Source organism: Halomonas sp. 3H (genome assembly GCF_024206005.1).
GTDB classification, from domain to species: Bacteria; Pseudomonadota; Gammaproteobacteria; order Pseudomonadales; family Halomonadaceae; genus Halomonas; species Halomonas campaniensis.
On sequence record NZ_CP100360.1, the window covers coordinates 2,039,778 to 2,054,952 of the forward strand.

The 15,175-nt window shown below is 69.1% G+C and carries 13 protein-coding genes; 3 read left to right on the forward strand and 10 right to left on the reverse strand.

Going from position 1 to position 15,175, the window contains the following annotated elements; translation table 11 throughout:
• Window positions 1-122 precede the first annotated feature (122 nt).
• Genes uvrB through NFC98_RS09535 form a run of 3 tightly spaced genes read right to left on the reverse strand, consistent with a single transcriptional unit; the run spans window position 123 to window position 2,822 of the window.
• On the reverse strand, window positions 123-2,144 hold the full coding sequence (gene uvrB / locus NFC98_RS09525) for an excinuclease ABC subunit UvrB (protein WP_254274766.1): 2,022 nt from the start codon (window positions 2,142-2,144) through the stop codon (window positions 123-125).
• Window positions 2,145-2,202: 58 nt separating this feature from the next.
• Window positions 2,203-2,625, reverse strand: coding sequence for an OsmC family protein (locus NFC98_RS09530; RefSeq protein ID WP_254277820.1), 423 nt, complete (start codon window positions 2,623-2,625; stop codon window positions 2,203-2,205).
• Window positions 2,625-2,822 carry a hypothetical protein gene (locus NFC98_RS09535; RefSeq protein WP_254274767.1) on the reverse strand — a complete coding sequence of 66 codons (198 nt, stop codon included), beginning with the start codon at window positions 2,820-2,822 and terminating at the stop codon, window positions 2,625-2,627. The genes NFC98_RS09530 and NFC98_RS09535 overlap by 1 nt, the downstream gene beginning before the upstream one ends.
• Window positions 2,823-2,988: 166 nt before the next feature.
• Here NFC98_RS09535 and NFC98_RS09540 point away from each other — a divergent pair, with 166 nt between their 5' ends.
• Window positions 2,989-4,026 carry a folate-binding protein YgfZ gene (locus NFC98_RS09540; protein WP_254274768.1) on the forward strand — a complete coding sequence of 346 codons (1,038 nt, stop codon included), beginning with the start codon at window positions 2,989-2,991 and terminating at the stop codon, window positions 4,024-4,026.
• Here the strand turns inward: NFC98_RS09540 and NFC98_RS09545 are convergent, their stop codons facing one another.
• The 6 genes from NFC98_RS09545 to NFC98_RS09570 form a co-directional block, all read right to left on the reverse strand.
• Window positions 4,027-4,785 (reverse strand): TatD family hydrolase, encoded by a 759-nt coding sequence (locus NFC98_RS09545; RefSeq protein WP_254274769.1) that lies wholly within the window; start codon window positions 4,783-4,785, stop codon window positions 4,027-4,029.
• 7 nt (window positions 4,786-4,792) lie between these two features.
• The gene (locus NFC98_RS09550; RefSeq protein ID WP_254274770.1) at window positions 4,793-6,382 is read right to left on the reverse strand and encodes a peptide chain release factor 3; all 1,590 of its coding nucleotides are present in this window, start codon (window positions 6,380-6,382) and stop codon (window positions 4,793-4,795) included.
• Window positions 6,383-6,496: 114 nt separating this feature from the next.
• Window positions 6,497-7,138, reverse strand: a complete 642-nt coding sequence (locus NFC98_RS09555; protein ID WP_254274771.1) for a hypothetical protein — start codon at window positions 7,136-7,138, stop codon at window positions 6,497-6,499.
• Window positions 7,135-8,535: a hypothetical protein gene (locus tag NFC98_RS09560; RefSeq protein WP_254274772.1), complete on the reverse strand. Its 1,401-nt coding sequence runs from the start codon at window positions 8,533-8,535 to the stop codon at window positions 7,135-7,137. Before NFC98_RS09560 ends, NFC98_RS09555 begins: the two co-directional genes overlap by 4 nt.
• On the reverse strand, window positions 8,528-11,455 hold the full coding sequence (locus NFC98_RS09565; RefSeq protein ID WP_254274773.1) for a hypothetical protein: 2,928 nt from the start codon (window positions 11,453-11,455) through the stop codon (window positions 8,528-8,530). Before NFC98_RS09565 ends, NFC98_RS09560 begins: the two co-directional genes overlap by 8 nt.
• The gene (locus NFC98_RS09570) at window positions 11,448-12,245 is read right to left on the reverse strand and encodes a DUF2220 domain-containing protein (RefSeq protein WP_254274774.1); all 798 of its coding nucleotides are present in this window, start codon (window positions 12,243-12,245) and stop codon (window positions 11,448-11,450) included. Before NFC98_RS09570 ends, NFC98_RS09565 begins: the two co-directional genes overlap by 8 nt.
• Before the next feature lie 127 nt (window positions 12,246-12,372).
• On the opposite strand from NFC98_RS09570, the gene NFC98_RS09575 reads away from it, so the two are divergent.
• Together NFC98_RS09575 and NFC98_RS09580 are read left to right on the forward strand one after the other, a co-directional pair.
• Window positions 12,373-13,647, forward strand: a complete 1,275-nt coding sequence (locus NFC98_RS09575; protein ID WP_254274775.1) for an ATP-binding protein — start codon at window positions 12,373-12,375, stop codon at window positions 13,645-13,647.
• A gap of 37 nt (window positions 13,648-13,684) precedes the next feature.
• Window positions 13,685-14,230 (forward strand): response regulator transcription factor, encoded by a 546-nt coding sequence (locus NFC98_RS09580; protein WP_254274776.1) that lies wholly within the window; start codon window positions 13,685-13,687, stop codon window positions 14,228-14,230.
• 85 nt (window positions 14,231-14,315) lie between these two features.
• Here the strand turns inward: NFC98_RS09580 and NFC98_RS09585 are convergent, their stop codons facing one another.
• Window positions 14,316-15,089 carry a 3-hydroxybutyrate dehydrogenase gene (locus NFC98_RS09585; RefSeq protein ID WP_254274777.1) on the reverse strand — a complete coding sequence of 258 codons (774 nt, stop codon included), beginning with the start codon at window positions 15,087-15,089 and terminating at the stop codon, window positions 14,316-14,318.
• Window positions 15,090-15,175: the final 86 nt, after the last annotated feature.

Below are 15,175 nucleotides of genomic sequence, written 5' to 3' on the forward strand. Positions count from 1 at the left end.
GCAAGCCTGCGGAGAGGCGCTGTAACCCCCCTCCCTGGGCGCTACCGATGTCATCCCTGGCATAGGACCTCCCCTTCGGCTTGCCCCCGGCGCCCCTCATCCTGGCGAAGCCACAAGGCTACCTACCCCAGCGCCAGCTGACGCTCCCTGAGTTCATGCAGGCGGTCGCGCAGCCGGGCGGCTTCCTCGAACTCCAGGTTCTGTGCTGCCTCGTGCATCCCGTCCTCGGTTCGCGAGATCTCCTTGAGCAGGTCCGCCGGAGACAGCTCGGCGGGGTCGTAGAGCGCCTCGCGCTCGGCCACCTTGCGCTCGCCGCGCCGCCCCTTGCCCTTCTTGCCGGGGGCCTGGGCGGCCTCGAGGATATCGGCCACCGAACGGGTCACGGTGGTCGGGGTGATGCCGTGGGCCTCGTTGTGGGCGATCTGCTTGGCGCGGCGCCGCTCGGTCTCCTCCATGGCGCGGCGCATGGAGTCGGTGACCCGGTCGCCGTAGAGGATGGCCTTGCCGTGGGCGTTGCGCGCCGCGCGGCCGATGGTCTGGATCAGCGAGCGCTCGTTGCGCAGGAAGCCCTCCTTGTCGGCGTCGAGGATCGCCACCAGCGACACCTCGGGGATATCGAGCCCCTCGCGCAGCAGGTTGATGCCCACCAGCACGTCGAACTTGCCCAGGCGCAGGTCGCGGATGATCTCCACCCGCTCCACGGTGTCGATGTCCGAGTGCAGGTAGCGCACCCGCACGTCGTGCTCGTCGAGGTACTCGGTGAGATCCTCGGCCATGCGCTTGGTCAGGGTGGTCACCAGCACCCGTTCGCCCACGTCGGCGCGCAGGCGGATCTCCGAGAGCAGGTCGTCCACCTGGGTGGTCGCCGGCCGCACCTCGAGCTCGGGGTCCAGCAGGCCGGTGGGGCGCACCACCTGCTCCACCACCTGGCCGGCGTGGTCGGCCTCGTAGGGGCCCGGGGTCGCCGAGACGAAGATCGTCTGGGGGCAGATCGCCTCCCACTCCTCGAACTTCATCGGGCGGTTGTCCAGGGCCGAGGGCAGCCGGAAACCGTACTCCACCAGGGTCTCCTTGCGGGAACGGTCGCCCTTGTACATGCCCCCCACCTGGGGAACGCTGACGTGGGATTCGTCGATGAACAGCAGCGCATCCGCCGGCAGGTAGTCGAAGAAGGTGGGCGGCGGCTCACCCGGCTGGCGCCCGGAGAGGTAGCGGGAGTAGTTCTCGATGCCGTTGCAGTAGCCCAGCTCCAGCATCATCTCGATGTCATAGAGGGTGCGCTGCTCGAGCCGCTGCGCCTCCACCAGCCGGTCGTGCTTGCGCAGCCAGTCCAGCCGCTCCACCAGTTCCGCCTTGATCGCATCGATGGCCCCCAGGATCGTCTCCCGGGGCGTGACGTAGTGGGACTTGGGGTAGATGGTCATGCGCGGCAGCTTGCCCCTGACCTCGCCGGTGAGCGGGTCGAACAGGCTGATACTGTCGATCTCGTCGTCGAACAGCTCGACGCGGACCGCCTCGTCCTCGGCGTCGGCCGGGAAGATATCGATGACGTCGCCACGCACTCGGTAGGTGCCGCGCTTGAAGTCCATGTCGTTGCGCGTGTACTGCAGCTCCGCCAGGCGGCGCAGGAACTTGCGCTGGTCGATCAGCTCCCCGCGGGTGAAGTGCAGGCGCATCTTCAGGTACTGGTCGGGGTCGCCGAGGCCGTAGATCGCCGACACCGAGACCACGATCAGCGCATCGCGCCGCTCCAGAAGCGCCTTGGTGGCCGAGAGACGCATCTGCTCGATATGGTCGTTGATGGAGGCATCCTTCTCGATGAAGGTGTCCGACGACGGCACGTAGGCCTCGGGCTGGTAGTAGTCGTAGTAGGAGACGAAGTACTCGATGGCGTTGTCGGGAAAGAACGCCTTGAACTCGCCATACAGCTGGGCCGCCAGGGTCTTGTTGGGCGCCATGACGATGGTCGGGCGCTGCAGGCGCTCGACCACATTGGCCATGGTGAAGGTCTTGCCCGACCCCGTCACCCCGAGCAGCGTCTGGTGGGCCAGCCCCGCCTCCAGCCCCTTGACCAGGCTGTCGATGGCCGTGGGCTGGTCACCGGCGGGCTGGAACTTCGAGGCGAGGCGAAAGGGCTTGCTCATGGTGACTCCGCGCTGGAGCGGACGCCACCGGGGCGTCCGCGAATCGGGCCGGCCGGGTTCAGGCCCCGGCGGCGCTGGTGGTCCGGGTGGTCACCTCCACGGTGGAGGCGGTCATCAGGCGATGGATCGGGCACTTGTGGCTGATCTCCTCCAGCCTGGCCAGCTGCTCCGGGTCCTCGATGCCGTGGAAGGTCATGACCACTTCGAGTCGGTAGGTGCCCCGGCGTTCCTCGCTGTCGTCACGGTTCACCTTGACGCTCACCCCCTCCAGGGGCCATTTCTTGCGCCGGGCGTACATCTGCGAGGTGATCGCCTTGCAGGCGCCCAGGGAGAGGTCGAAATAGTCGTGGGGGTCGGGCGCGCTGCCCTCGCCGCCATAGGCCTCGGGCACGTCCACGAAGAGGTCCTCGAAGCCGTCGAGTTCGACCCGCTGGCGGTAGATGCGGTTGCGTTCGCTGATGACCTCTATGGTCTTCTTCATCATGTGACCTCGATACCAAGTTTGAGGGATTCCACGGCCCGGATCAGGGCCTCGCGCTTCACCCTTCCCTCCACGTCGGCGCCATGCCGCCCCACCTCGACACTGTCGACGCCGTCGAGCATCATCAGCGCCGTGGTAATGCGGTTGATCTGGTCGGCGTTCTCGACGCCCTTGAAGCTCAGCGACTGGTGCGCCATGGCGATCTCCCCGGTGGCCGGCCCCTGCCGGGGCCGCTGGAACGGACAAGCGACAGCCGCCGAGTCTAGCATGGCCTCGGGGCGCCGACAGCGGTTGCAATGTCGCACGGACGCCCGCATTACGTCAGGATACCTTCATCGCACACGACGCTTGAGGAGCCCGCAGATGAATGCATGGACCACCGCCCTGGGCGGCCGGCAGGAGGCCGGGGATCGGGTCGTCTTCGACACGCCGGCACAGGCTCGCCTGGCCCTGGACAGCACCGTGATCGCCCCGCTGGCCCACCTGGGCGTACTCGACATCACCGGCTCGGGCGCCGAGGCCTTCCTCCAGGGCCAGACCAGTGCGGAGGTCGGCCTGGCCGATGGCCGCTTCGCGCCGCTGACCGCCTTCTGCACCCCCAAGGGACGCATGCTGGCCAACGCCCAACTGCTGCGCCTCGCCCCCGAGCACTACCGCCTGATCATGCATCGGGAGCTGGTGGTGCCCCTGGCCGATCACCTGAAGAAGTTTGCCGCCTTCTACAAGGTCGACTTGAGGACGCGCGACGACCTGGCGCTGATCGGCCTGATCGGCCAGGGGGCAACCGCCACCGCCGAGGTGCGTTTCGACATCGTGGCGCCCACGGTCTGGCACCATGCCGGCCAGGACGACACCCAGCTGCTCACCCACCCCGGGCCGCGCCCCCGGGTGCTGGCCTGCCTGCCCGCCGAGCAGGCACCCGCCTGCTGGGAGCGGCTCGCCGAATCGGCCAGCCCGGTGGGCAACGCCGTGTGGTGCCTGCACGACATCCAGGCCGGGATCGCCTGGCTCACCCCGGCACATCGCGACGCCCTGCTGCCGCAGATGATCAACTGGGAGGCGCTGGGCGGCATCAGCTTCAAGAAGGGCTGCTACACGGGGCAGGAGGTGGTGGCGCGGGCGCACTTCCGCGGTCAGGTGAAGAAGCGCCTGGTGCGGGCCCAGCTGGACGGGAGCGAGCTGCCCGCCCTGGCAAGCCCGGTGGAGACCGCCGACGGCAAGGCCGTGGGCGAGGTGCTGGCCGCGGAGCTCGACGCCTACGACCAGGCGGAGATCCTGGCGGTGCTGAGCACCAAGGAGGACCTGGGCCCCCTGAGCGTGGCGGGCCAGGCGCTCAAGCTGCTGAAGCTGCCCTACCCCATCGAACGGCTGGACCCGGAGAGCCTGGCGGCCAGGCGCTGATCAGAGGCCGAAGAGCCGCCTGGCGGTGGCGGTGCTCGATGCCGCCACCGCCTCCAGGGATTGGCCGCGCAACTCGGCGACCACCCGGCACACCTCCGCCACCCGCGCCGGCTCGTTGCGCTCGCCGCGGTGCCCGACCAGCGGCATATCGGGGCTGTCGGTCTCCAGCACATAGCCCTCGTCGGGCAGCGCCGCCACCGCCCGCCGCAGGCGCTGCGCCCGATCGAAGGTGACCGCTCCCCCCAGGCCGACGGCGAAGCCGAGCTCGAGAAAGGCCGTCGCCTGCTCGGGAGAGCCCGCGAAGGCGTGGATCAGCCCGCCGCCGGGCAGCGCCAGCTGGCGCAGCCGCTTGGCGACCCGGTCGTTGGCCCGCACGCAGTGGATCACCACCGGCAGGCGGCGATCCCTGGCCAGGCGCAGCTGGGCATCGAACAGCCGCCACTGGGCCTCCAGGGTGTCGGCGAAGCGGGCATCGATGCCACACTCGCCGATCGCCACCACCTCGGGATGCTCATCCAGCGCCGTCTCCAGAGCCGCCAGGTCCTGCTCGCCATGCTCGCCCATGAAGTAGGGATGCAGCCCCAGGCAGACGCTGACGTCGTCGCGCCTCCCCAGCGCCAGCACGTCGGGCCAGCGCTTGCGCGTCGTGCCCGGCACCACGACATGCGTGACGCCCACTGCCCTGGCCCTCTCGAACACCGCCTCGCGGTCGGCGTCGAAATCGGGGAAGTCCAGATGGCAGTGGGCGTCGATCAGCATGGGGGCGTCAGTGCTCCCGGGTGGGCTGGAAGCGGATCTCCGGCCAGCGCTCCTGGGTCATCTGCAGGTTGACCCGGGTGGGTGCGATGTAGGTCAGGTAGCCGCCGCCGTCGATGGCCAGGTTGGCGCTGGCCTTGCGCTTGAACTCCTCGAGCTTCTTGGCGTCGTCGCAGTAGATCCAGCGGGCGGTATTGACGTTCACCCCCTCGTAGACCGCCTCCACCTTGTACTCCTCCTTGAGGCGGTGGGCGACCACGTCGAACTGCAGGGTACCCACGGCGCCGAGGATCAGGTCGTTGTTGTCCAGCGGCATGAACACCTGGGTGGCGCCCTCCTCGGAGAGCTGCTGCAGGCCCTTCTGCAGCGCCTTCATCTTGAGCGGGTCCTTGAGGCGCACTCGCTTGAACAGCTCAGGGGCAAAGTGCGGGATGCCGGTGAAGCGCATCTCCTCGCCCTGGGTGAAGGTGTCGCCGATCTGGATGGTGCCGTGGTTGTGCAGGCCGATGATGTCGCCGGGCCAGGCCTCCTCGACCTGGGAGCGGTCCGAGGCCATGAAGGTCAACGCATCCGCGATCTTTACATCCTTCCCGATGCGCACATGGCGCATCTTCATGTTCTTCTCGTACTTGCCCGAGCAGACCCGCAGGAAGGCGATGCGGTCGCGGTGGTTGGGGTCCATGTTGGCCTGGATCTTGAACACGAAGCCGGTGAAGCGGCCGTCATCGGCCTCCACGGTGCGGGTGTCGGTCTCGCGAGGCTGGGGGGGCGGCGCATACTCGACGAAGCCGTCCATCATCTCGCGCACGCCGAAGTTGCCCATGGCGGTACCGAAGTAGACCGGGGTGAGCTCGCCGCGCAGGTAGGCGTCATGGTCGAAGGCGTGGGAGGCCCCGCGCACCAGTTCCACTTCCATGCGCAGCTCCTCGGCCTGCTCTTCGCCCAGGACCTCGTCCACCTCGGGGCTGTCGAGCCCCTCGATGCGCCGGTCGTCGGGAATGCGGCTGCCCTGTCCCTGGGTGTAGAGGTGGATGGTGTCGTTGTAGAGGTGGTAGACGCCCCGGAAGTGGCGGCCCATGCCGATCGGCCAGGTCATCGGTGCACACTGGATGTTCAGCACCGTTTCCACCTCGTCCATCACCTCGATGGGATCGCGGATGTCGCGGTCCATCTTGTTGACGAAGGTGAGGATCGGCGTGGTACGCAGGCGACACACCTCCATCAGCTTGATGGTACGCGCCTCGACGCCCTTGGCGCCGTCGATCACCATCAGCGCCGAGTCCACCGCGGTGAGGGTGCGGTAGGTGTCCTCGGAGAAGTCCTCGTGGCCCGGGGTATCGAGCAGGTTGACGATGCGTCCGCCATAGGGGAACTGCATCACCGAGGTAGTCACCGAGATGCCTCGCTCCTGCTCCATCTTCATCCAGTCGGAGGTGGCGTGGCGGTCGGCGCGCTTGCTCTTCACGGAACCGGCCATCTGGATGGCGTTCCCGAACAGCAGCATCTTCTCGGTGATGGTGGTCTTGCCCGCGTCGGGGTGCGAGATGATCGCGAAGGTGCGTCTCAGCCCGACTTCACGGGCCAGGGTAGGGTCTGACATCGATGATGGATTCGTCTTCGAGGCACCGGAAGGTGCGTGAGTGGTAGCCAATTCGGCGATGGGCGCATTCTACGCCGCTCGCGCGATGAAATGTAGGGCGCCGCCGGCGCCCGCTCAGCCCGCTTCGTCGCCCTCGCCTTGCGCCGCCTCGCGCCAGCCCTGTTCGCTGGCCTGGTATTCGCGCACCAGCTGGTGCAGGAAGGCCATCCCGGCGGAGCTCAGGAAGTAGCGCTCGGCGCCGCTGCGGAACAGGAAGTGGCGTCGGGCCAGGTACTCCATGGCCTCGGGCCATCCCTTGTCGATACGCGCCGTACGCAGGATATCCAGGTACTCCTCCTCGGCGCCCATGGCCTCGAGGTCGGCCTCGCGCAGCCCGGCATCGGGGCGACCGAGGAACTCCAGGTCGCGGCCGCTGCGGGCGAAGTAGCGGCCGATCAGCAGCAGGATCACCTGCACCCGGAGCGCGTGCTCGTCGTGCTCGTCATCCTCCTCGTCGACCAGCTCGCGCAGGTAGAAGAAGCCGCCCGACTCGTGGAAGGCGAGTTCGTAGCCCAGATGCTCGTAGAGCCGCCGGAAATGCCCCAGGTGGTTGTAGACCACGTTGTAGAGCGGATTGTCGACCAGTTCGGCGCGGTTCAGGTCCCACACCTGGCGCAGCAGCACCCGCCCCTGGGAGAACTCGCGGTAGATGGCCGCGCTGTGGGCCGGCAGCACCTCGTCGAAGCTGTCGGCAGTGCGAGCGGTGGCATCGGTCATGGGGAAGGCTCCTCTTCCAGCCGGCGACGGCGGTAGACGTAGACGTCGCCGGCCTCGCCCTCGAGCAGGCGAAAGCGGTTGGTGGTGCGGATGGCCAGTCCCTCGGGGCCGGCGTGGGCCAGGCGGTTGAGCACCGCCAGCAGGTCCGGGAAGCGATAGCCGTCGATGAAGGCATCCAGGCGACCATGCAGCTCGCGCACCAGGTCCTCGGTGGGCCGCAACTCCAGGCCGTCGATCCAGCGGAACAGCGTCTCGATGCGCCGGGCGTCGGTGCGGGCCTCGCCCAGCGAGGCCGTCAGGTCGGGTAGTGCCGGCGCCTCGGCACGGCGGCGCAGGTCGGCCAGGCGCAGCTCGATCTCCGAGAAGAGCAGCCGGTGGTAGCTGGCGGACGCCCCGAAGGCATAGGCGCGCGGCCGCAGGAAGCCCTTGAGCCCGGGGACGAAGGCGTTGCCCCGCACGAAGTCCCGGCCGCTGAGCCGGGTGACCCGCAGGTCGCGGCCGCGGGTGCGCTCGTGGAGCGCCTGCAGCCGCGCGAAGTGGTGCTCCATGGCGTTGTACTGGAGCATGCCGCGGCGGGTCTTGCGCAAGAAGTTGTCGACCTCCCGAGCCACGACCTGGATCGGCTTGTGCATGGCGTTGAGGCTCAGCGCCACGCGGAATACCTGATCGGCCCGGGACTGCTTGCCGTGGCGCTCGAAGAGACGGGTGAGCCCCTCCAGGGTGGCGAAGAGGTTGGCCCCGTCGGCCAGGCGGGTATCCGGGTTGAGGAACGCCAGGGTCGGCTTGATATGGCGCTCGTAGAGGTGCGCGATGCGCTCGAGCATCGAGCGACGATAGGCGGCGAAGCGCTCCGGCGCCCGGCTCGCCTCGCCGGAGATGTCGGCAAGGTCGCTACTGACCCCCTGCATGCGCACCACGTTCTGGCGCAGCAGGCCGATCAGCTGGCTGAGCTGGGCATTGAGCTCGTCGGCGAGCTCCGTGAAGTCCGGGTCGGCCTCACTGAAGCTCGCCCCCTCGAGGCGCCCGTGCAGGTCGCGCAGGGAGACCAGGCGAGTGCGCAGCCGGGCATCGGTGAGCTCGCGGTAGAGCGACAGGTCGCAGAGGCGGAGCAGCTCCAGCAGCGACTCGTCGAAGACCAGCCGCTTCTCCCCCTCGACCTTGTCGATGTCGCTGACCAGGTTGGCATGGAAGAGGTTGTCGCTGCTGAAGGCGCGCTGCAGGCGACGCCGCTCCTGGGCGCTGAGGTGGCGACCGTGATCCATTACCGCCTGCTGCAGGTCCAGCTCGCGCACGTGGCGCACCCCCTCGCTATCCATGCGCTGGACCAGCCCCAGCAGGATGCCGGCATGCTCCAGCAGGATCCGGGTGGTCTCGAGGGTGTTGAACCGCTTACTCATCGTCCACCTCGAGTAGCGAGGCCTGCTCCTGCCCCAGCCAGGCGGTCACCTCCCCCTCCCCGGCGAAGCCCTCCGGCCCGCCCCAGTAGACCAGGCTGCGGCGCGGCGAATAGGGGCGGGCGGTGCGCATCTGGCCCACCTCCAGGTGGCGGCCGACCTGGTAGATCAGCTCGGGGCTGGCGCTGTGGGTGGCCGCGGCGAACAGGTTGAACCCCTGCCGACCGAGGCGCTCCAGCAGCGACGGCACCTGGCTGACGTCCACGCTGGCCAGTTCGTCCAGCACCATCGGGAAGGCCAGGCCCACGCCGGGATAGAGGATGCGCCGCAGCAGGCGCTGGACCAGCTCCAGGTTGATCAGCGCGGTGGTCGAGGTGGACTGCCCCTTGGCATCGAGGCGGGTCTCGCTCTGCTTGCGGGTGCGGTAGCTGATGCCGGTGATCACCCGGTCCATGGTCAGCCGGTGGCCGCCCTGCCCCGGCGTCTCGCCGAAGAACTCGGCCACGAAGCCCTGCAGCCGCTCGTAGAAGGCGTCGGAGAGCAGCTGCCCCGAGTAGGGATCGATTGCCTCGGACTCCTCGACCAGGTTGCGGAACTTGGGGTGGCAGTGGATCTCCACCCGGATCTCGGCCAGGTCATTGATGGTGACGCCCTCGAGCTCGTCGTTGAGCCGCCGCTCGAAGCGCTGGATATGCTCGGCGTTGGCGCGCAGCGCCTGGCGGTAGCTGGCCACCGTCTCGTTGTGGCTGGCGACCTGCTCCTGGAGCAGTTCGCGATGGCGGGGCAACTCCCGGTAGAGCAGCCCGAGCTGCTCGCAGGCACCACGGATCACCGCGGCACCGGGACTCTCGTGCTGCAGCTGCCCCTCCTCGTCGGGCAGTACCCCGGCGCGCACGAAGTCCTTGAGCAGGTCGAGCACCTTGAGGCGCTGCAGGTCCAGCTCGTGGAGCGCCGCCTCGATGGCCTGCCAGCGGGTCTCGGTCAGCGACTCGGCGGCGAGGGCCTCGGCCGCCTCGATGCCGGCCAGCTGGGGACTGCGCGCCTGCAGGGCGGTGACCGACGCGCGCAGCCGCTGCAGCTCGGCCTGGCGTTCATCGATCCTGGCCAGGGCATCGCGGGCCCGCGCCAGGGAGCCCTGCAGCGCCTCGGCATCGCGACCGGCCTCGGCCAACTTGTCGCGGTGCCCCTCCAGCAGGCTTTCCTGCTCGGCGATGTCCCGGTCGGCATCCTCGAGCCGCGTCTCCGCCCCGGCGAAACGCTTGAGGGCCCGGGCCTCCTCGCGGGCGGCCTCGAGCTCGCGCCGGGCCTCCTCGATGCGCCGCGGCCGGTCGATCCCGGCATCGTCATCGGCCAGCTCGGCCAGCTGGCGTTCACAGCGGCGGCGCTCCTCCTGCAGGTGACGGCGACTCTCCAGCAGGTCCTCGGGGCTCGAGTGGCGGGCGGAAAAGCGGGTATCGAACCAGCGAAACGCCTCCGGTTCGGCCTCGAACAGCCCGGCGAAGGCGACGATCGCCGCCCGCGTGGCCTCGTCCAGCGCCTCCCCAGGGCTGGCCTGGACCAGCCGCGGCTCGACGGCCATCAGCGGAGCCACCACCGCCTCCGGCAGCTGGCGCGCCAGCTGCCACTGCTCCCCGGCGATACGCCGCGCCAGGGTCTCGAGCCGGGCATCGAGATCCTGGAGCTGGGCGGCGAGGCGGGCCCGCTGCCCCTCGGCCTGGGCGGCGTCCTGCAGCGCCGCCAGCTGCTGCGCCTGCCCCTCGATCGCCTCCTCGAGCATGGCGCGAATCTCCGCCTGGGAGCAGCCCGGGTAGCGCGACACCAGCAGCTCGCCGCGACGCCGATCCTCGTCGGCCTGTTCGCGCTGCCGCCGGGCCGCCTTGAGGGCGCCCCGGGCCTCGCCGCTGGCCTGCTCGAGCTCCTTGACGCGCTGACGAACGCCTTTCAGCGCGCCGTCCTCCCGGGCCAACGCCTCGGCGGCGTCGGCACGCTCCCGCGCCAGGCTGGCCAGGCAGCCCTCGACGCCCTCGCGGAAGGCGGCGAATTCGCCGCGCACCTCGCCGCCATGGCGGTAGGCCTCATAGGCCCGGGTCAGGCGGTCGAAGCGCGGCTGCTCGCGTTCGACGCGTTTCAGCTCGAGGTCGCGGGCCTTCAGCTCCTCGTGGCGGCGCAGGAACTGGTCGATGTCGAAGTCGAGCTCGTCGCTGGCGAACTTCTTGTCTGCCTCGACGATGCTGGCCACCGCCGCCGCCATGGCGCGATCGTCGGTGCTCATCTCGAACAGCAGCAGGATGAGGGTACGCAGCGACTCCACCTTGCGGGCATCGGCATCGGCCAGCGGGAAGACGCTGTAGCGCGAGGCGTCGGGCGACATCAGGTCGCTGGCGTAGAGCAGCCGCCTGAGCCGCGCCGGGTCGCTGGTCACGAGACTGTCCCGGGAGGCCCGCCGGGCGGCATCGATCACCCGCTCGGCGGAGAGCTCCGGCACGCGCCCGCCGATGCCGTCCGGGTCGTCGTCGACCCGCCAGAACAGCCCGCGCAGGGCCTCGTAGGGCAGGGGCACGAAGAGCCGGTCATACTCCAGGTCCCCGCGGCCGCGATAGAGCACCTGGCAGTGCACCCCGTGGGGGTTGCTGACCTCCATCACCAGGAAGCTGAAGCGGCTGGGGAAGTAGTGCTGGAAGCTCTCCTCGTTGGCGTAGAAGCCCCCCGCCCGGGCATTGCGGAAGGCGAACTTGAGCCGGCTCTTGCGAAAGTTGTTCTCCGGCAGCAGGAAGAGGCGCAGCGCGTTGAGCAGGCTGGACTTGCCCAGGTTGCCGGGTCCCAGCAGCAGCGCATGGCGATCCACCGGGATCTCCACGTAGCCGAAGCCGGCGGAGTCGACCAGCACCAGGCGGCGGATCTCGAATCGAAAGGCGTCAGTCATCCATCGGCTCCAGCAGAATCTCCTGTTCCATGAAGTGCCCCGTCTCCCGGAGGGCCCGGGCCAGACCGTGAAGCCCCAGCCGCTCGGCCAGCGCCACCGCCGCCAGGGCCCGCTCGGTATCGCCGGGGTGTCGCCGGAAGCGGTCATGCCATGCCGGCCACGCGGGCGGCTGCAGCAGGTCGGCGCGATCGCCCAGGGCGTCGCGCAGCGAAGCGAACATCCGCAGCCCGCCGAGATCGTAGTCGAAGGCGCAGAGCACCCGCTCGTAGCCGGAGAGCCAGTCGACGACCGGCCGGCGGTTGATGCGGCTGCCGCCACCCAGGATCACGTCGGCCTCCTCCGGCCCCAGCGCCAGGCCCGACCACCGGGAGGCCAGCTGGCGCATGGCCAGGGGGCGGGCAAAGTTCTGCTCGTTCTCGACGATCAGCGCGGTGCGCCTTGGCGTGAAGCCCTGCAGGACGTGCTGGCCCTGCAGCACCACCACTCCGGGCCGCGCGTCACGGAGGCCGAGATGGTGCACCAGCAGGTAGGCGGTGTCACCCGCGACGCGGTGGGAGTCCCCCTGCCGGGTCGCCTCCAGACGATCCCGCGGGCGGCGCACGCGGGCCTCGAGCACCTCCAGCTGCGCGGGCTCCCGGCAGGTCACAATCCAGCGGTCGATGGCGACCCGCTCGGTGGCAAACAGCTCCCGGTGCCGGGCCTGCCAGGGCGCCGGCAGGCGGCGCACGAAGGCCGCATAGTTGATCGGCTCGCCGCGGCGGATCGCGGCGAGATAGCGCTCGAGGCTCATGGGGGCTCCCTCCCGGCCGGCACACCGCCCTAGCCTACCAGAGCCCCGCCCGTGCGTGACCGGGGAGGCCGGCGCCTGCAGGCGCCGGATCGGTTATCATCGGGGCAGAGATCCCGACGGAGTCGCCATGCCCATCACCCAGCCCCTGCCGCTCTCCACGCCGAATCGCAACCTGGTGCGGCTGACCATCGTGCGCGGGATCACCTGGACCGGCTTCCTGGCCGCCATCATCGTCGGCGTGGAGCTGCTCGGCTTCCAGCTGGAGGTGAGCGCGGTGATCTCGGTGGTGCTGGCCATGGCGCTGATCAACCTGGCCACCTGGTGGCGCCTGGGTCGCCACTGGGCCGTCACCCATGGCGAGTACCTGGCCCACCTGCTGGCCGACGTGGCGGGCCTGACCCTGCTCTTCTACTTCACCGGCGGCTCGAGCAACCCCTTCATCACCTACTACCTGGTGCCGGTGACCATCGCCGCGGCGACCCTGCCCTGGCGCTTCGCCTGGATCATCGCCGTCACTGCCATGCTCGCCTACACCTTCCTGATGGGCTTCCACCAGCCGGTACCGCAGCTGACCCACGGCCACCGCGCGGCCCAGGCCCTCGACCTGCACGTGCTGGGCATGTGGCTGAACTTCGCCCTCTCCGCCGGCCTGGTGACCTTCTTCATCTACAAGATGGCCCATGCGCTGCGCAGCCGGGAACAGGCGCTGTCGCGCACCCGCGAGTCGGCGCTGCGCAACGAGCAGGTGCTCGCCGTGGCCACCCAGGCGGCGGGCACCGCCCATGAGCTGGGGACGCCGCTCTCGACCATGGCGGTGCTGCTCGCCGAGATGCGCGACGAGGCCGGGAACAACCCGCTGCTGCAGAAGGACCTGGAACTGCTGCGCCAGCAGGTCGACACCTGCAAGACACGCCTGCGCCAGCTGGTCGAGAGCGCCGACCGACGGCGCATGGCAGAGCCGGAGAGCTGCGACGCCGAGCTGTGGCTGGCCGGCGTGGTGCAGCGCTGGCTGGTGCTGCGCCCCGACGTCAGCCATCGCATGGAGGTGGCCGAGCGGCGCGGCCGCCCCTGGCTGTCGGTGGATACCACCCTGGACCAGGCGTTGACCAACCTGCTCAACAACGCCGCCGATGCCAACCCCGACGACATCCTCATCAGCCTCGACTGGAACGACGACGAAGTGGTGATCGACATCCGCGACCATGGCCCCGGGGTCGCGCTGGCCATCGCCGACCAGCTCGGCGAGACCTTCGTCTCCACCAAGAGCAAGGGCATGGGCATCGGCCTGTTCCTCACCCATGCCACCATCAACCGCTTCGGCGGTGGCGTCAGCCTCTACAATCACCCCGAGGGCGGGACCCTCACCGAGGTGGTGCTGCCCCGCCACCATCCCGGCAGCTGACCCGGCGTCGCCACCGCCCCGAACCCGCGAGGACACCATGCAAGAGCAAGAGACCCCTGAACGGCTACTGATCGTCGACGACGACGAGATGTTCTGCCATGTGCTGGATCGCGCCCTGAGCCGCCGCGGCTATCGGGTGCTGGTCGCCCACGATGCCGAGCAGGCCCTCACCCTGGCCCACCAGCATCGCCCCGAGCTCGCCACCCTCGACCTTAAGCTGGAGCACGAGTCCGGGCTCAAGCTGCTGCCGGAGCTGCTGGAGATCGTGCCGGAGTGCCGGGTGGTGGTGCTGACGGGCTACTCGAGCATCGCCACGGCGGTGGAGGCAATCAAGCTCGGCGCGGTGAACTACCTGTGCAAGCCGGCGGATGCCGAGGAGGTGCTGGCGGCCTTCAGCAAGGAGGGAGGCGACCCGGAGACCGAGGTGGCCGAGCAGCCGCCGTCGATCAACCGCATCGCCTGGGAGCATATCCAGAAGGTGCTCCAGGAGCACGACGGCAATATCTCGGCCACCGCCCGCGCCCTGGGGATGCACCGCCGCACCCTGCAGCGCAAGCTGCAGAAGCGGCCGGTGAGACGATAAGGAACAAGAAACAAGGAACAAGGAGCGAAGAATCAAGGGGTTCCTTGTCGCTTGCTCCTTGTGGCTTGCCGCTGGCCGAAGGCCCTTACTGCGCCGTCCAGCCCAGGTCGATGTTCCAGCTCGCGCCGGTGACCGCGCCGGCGGCGTCTGAGGCCAGGTAGGCGACCAGCTCGGCCACCTCCGAGGGTTCGATCAGGCGCTTGACGGCGGCATTCTTGAGCATGATCTTCTCGATCACCTCCTGCTCCTCCATGCCGTGCAGCTTGGCCTGGTCGGCGATCTGGTTGTCCACCAGCGGCGTCTTCACGTAGGCGGGGCAGATGGCGTTGGCGGTGATGCCCTGATCGCCGCCCTCCAGGGCTGCGGTCTTGGTGAGGCCGATCATGCCGTGCTTGGCGCTGATATAGGCCGACTTGCCCGGCGAGGCCACCTGGGCATGCACCGAGGCGATATTGATGATCCGCCCCCAGCCGTTCTCGCGCATGGAGGGCCAGACGGCCTGGCTGAGCAGGAAGGGCGCGGTCAGCATCAGGTCGATGATCTGCCGCCACTTGGCCTCGGGGAACGTCTCGATGGGCGAGACGTGCTGGATGCCGGCGTTGTTGACCAGGATATCCACCCGACCGAAGCGCTTGATCGCATCGGCCACCGCCGCCTTGCAGGCCTCGCCGTCGGTGAGGTCGGCCTGGAAGAAGGCCGCCCCGGCCCGCTCGGCGACCTCCTGGCCGGCGGGATTGAAGTCCACCGCCAGTACCTGGTGGCCCTGTTCGCGGAAGTGACGCACCACGGCCTCGCCGATGCCGCTGCTGGTACCGGTGACCAGGGCGACGCGGGGAGTGGAAGTGGCAGACGCTGTCATGGACGACTCCTTGTGGGATGGCAGAGTGGGATGGCTGAACGTAGCGATGGATGGCAACCCGTCCAGCATAAGGGCCCGGCCCGCCG

Bases quoted from the DNA above. Each gene is read 5' to 3' on its own strand.
- NFC98_RS09555 (WP_254274771.1), bottom strand. From the start codon at position 7,138: ATGACCGATGCCACCGCTCGCACTGCCGACAGCTTCGACGAGGTGCTG.
- NFC98_RS09580 (WP_254274776.1), top strand. From the start codon at position 13,685: ATGCAAGAGCAAGAGACCCCTGAACGGCTACTGATCGTCGACGACGAC.
- NFC98_RS09570 (WP_254274774.1), bottom strand. From the start codon at position 12,245: ATGAGCCTCGAGCGCTATCTCGCCGCGATCCGCCGCGGCGAGCCGATC.
- NFC98_RS09585 (WP_254274777.1), bottom strand. From the start codon at position 15,089: ATGACAGCGTCTGCCACTTCCACTCCCCGCGTCGCCCTGGTCACCGGT.
- NFC98_RS09560 (WP_254274772.1), bottom strand. From the start codon at position 8,535: ATGAGTAAGCGGTTCAACACCCTCGAGACCACCCGGATCCTGCTGGAG.
- uvrB (WP_254274766.1), bottom strand. From the start codon at position 2,144: ATGAGCAAGCCCTTTCGCCTCGCCTCGAAGTTCCAGCCCGCCGGTGAC.
- NFC98_RS09530 (WP_254277820.1), bottom strand. From the start codon at position 2,625: ATGAAGAAGACCATAGAGGTCATCAGCGAACGCAACCGCATCTACCGC.
- NFC98_RS09540 (WP_254274768.1), top strand. From the start codon at position 2,989: ATGAATGCATGGACCACCGCCCTGGGCGGCCGGCAGGAGGCCGGGGAT.
- NFC98_RS09575 (WP_254274775.1), top strand. From the start codon at position 12,373: ATGCCCATCACCCAGCCCCTGCCGCTCTCCACGCCGAATCGCAACCTG.
- NFC98_RS09535 (WP_254274767.1), bottom strand. From the start codon at position 2,822: ATGGCGCACCAGTCGCTGAGCTTCAAGGGCGTCGAGAACGCCGACCAG.
- NFC98_RS09565 (WP_254274773.1), bottom strand. From the start codon at position 11,455: ATGACTGACGCCTTTCGATTCGAGATCCGCCGCCTGGTGCTGGTCGAC.
- NFC98_RS09550 (WP_254274770.1), bottom strand. From the start codon at position 6,382: ATGTCAGACCCTACCCTGGCCCGTGAAGTCGGGCTGAGACGCACCTTC.
- NFC98_RS09545 (WP_254274769.1), bottom strand. From the start codon at position 4,785: ATGCTGATCGACGCCCACTGCCATCTGGACTTCCCCGATTTCGACGCC.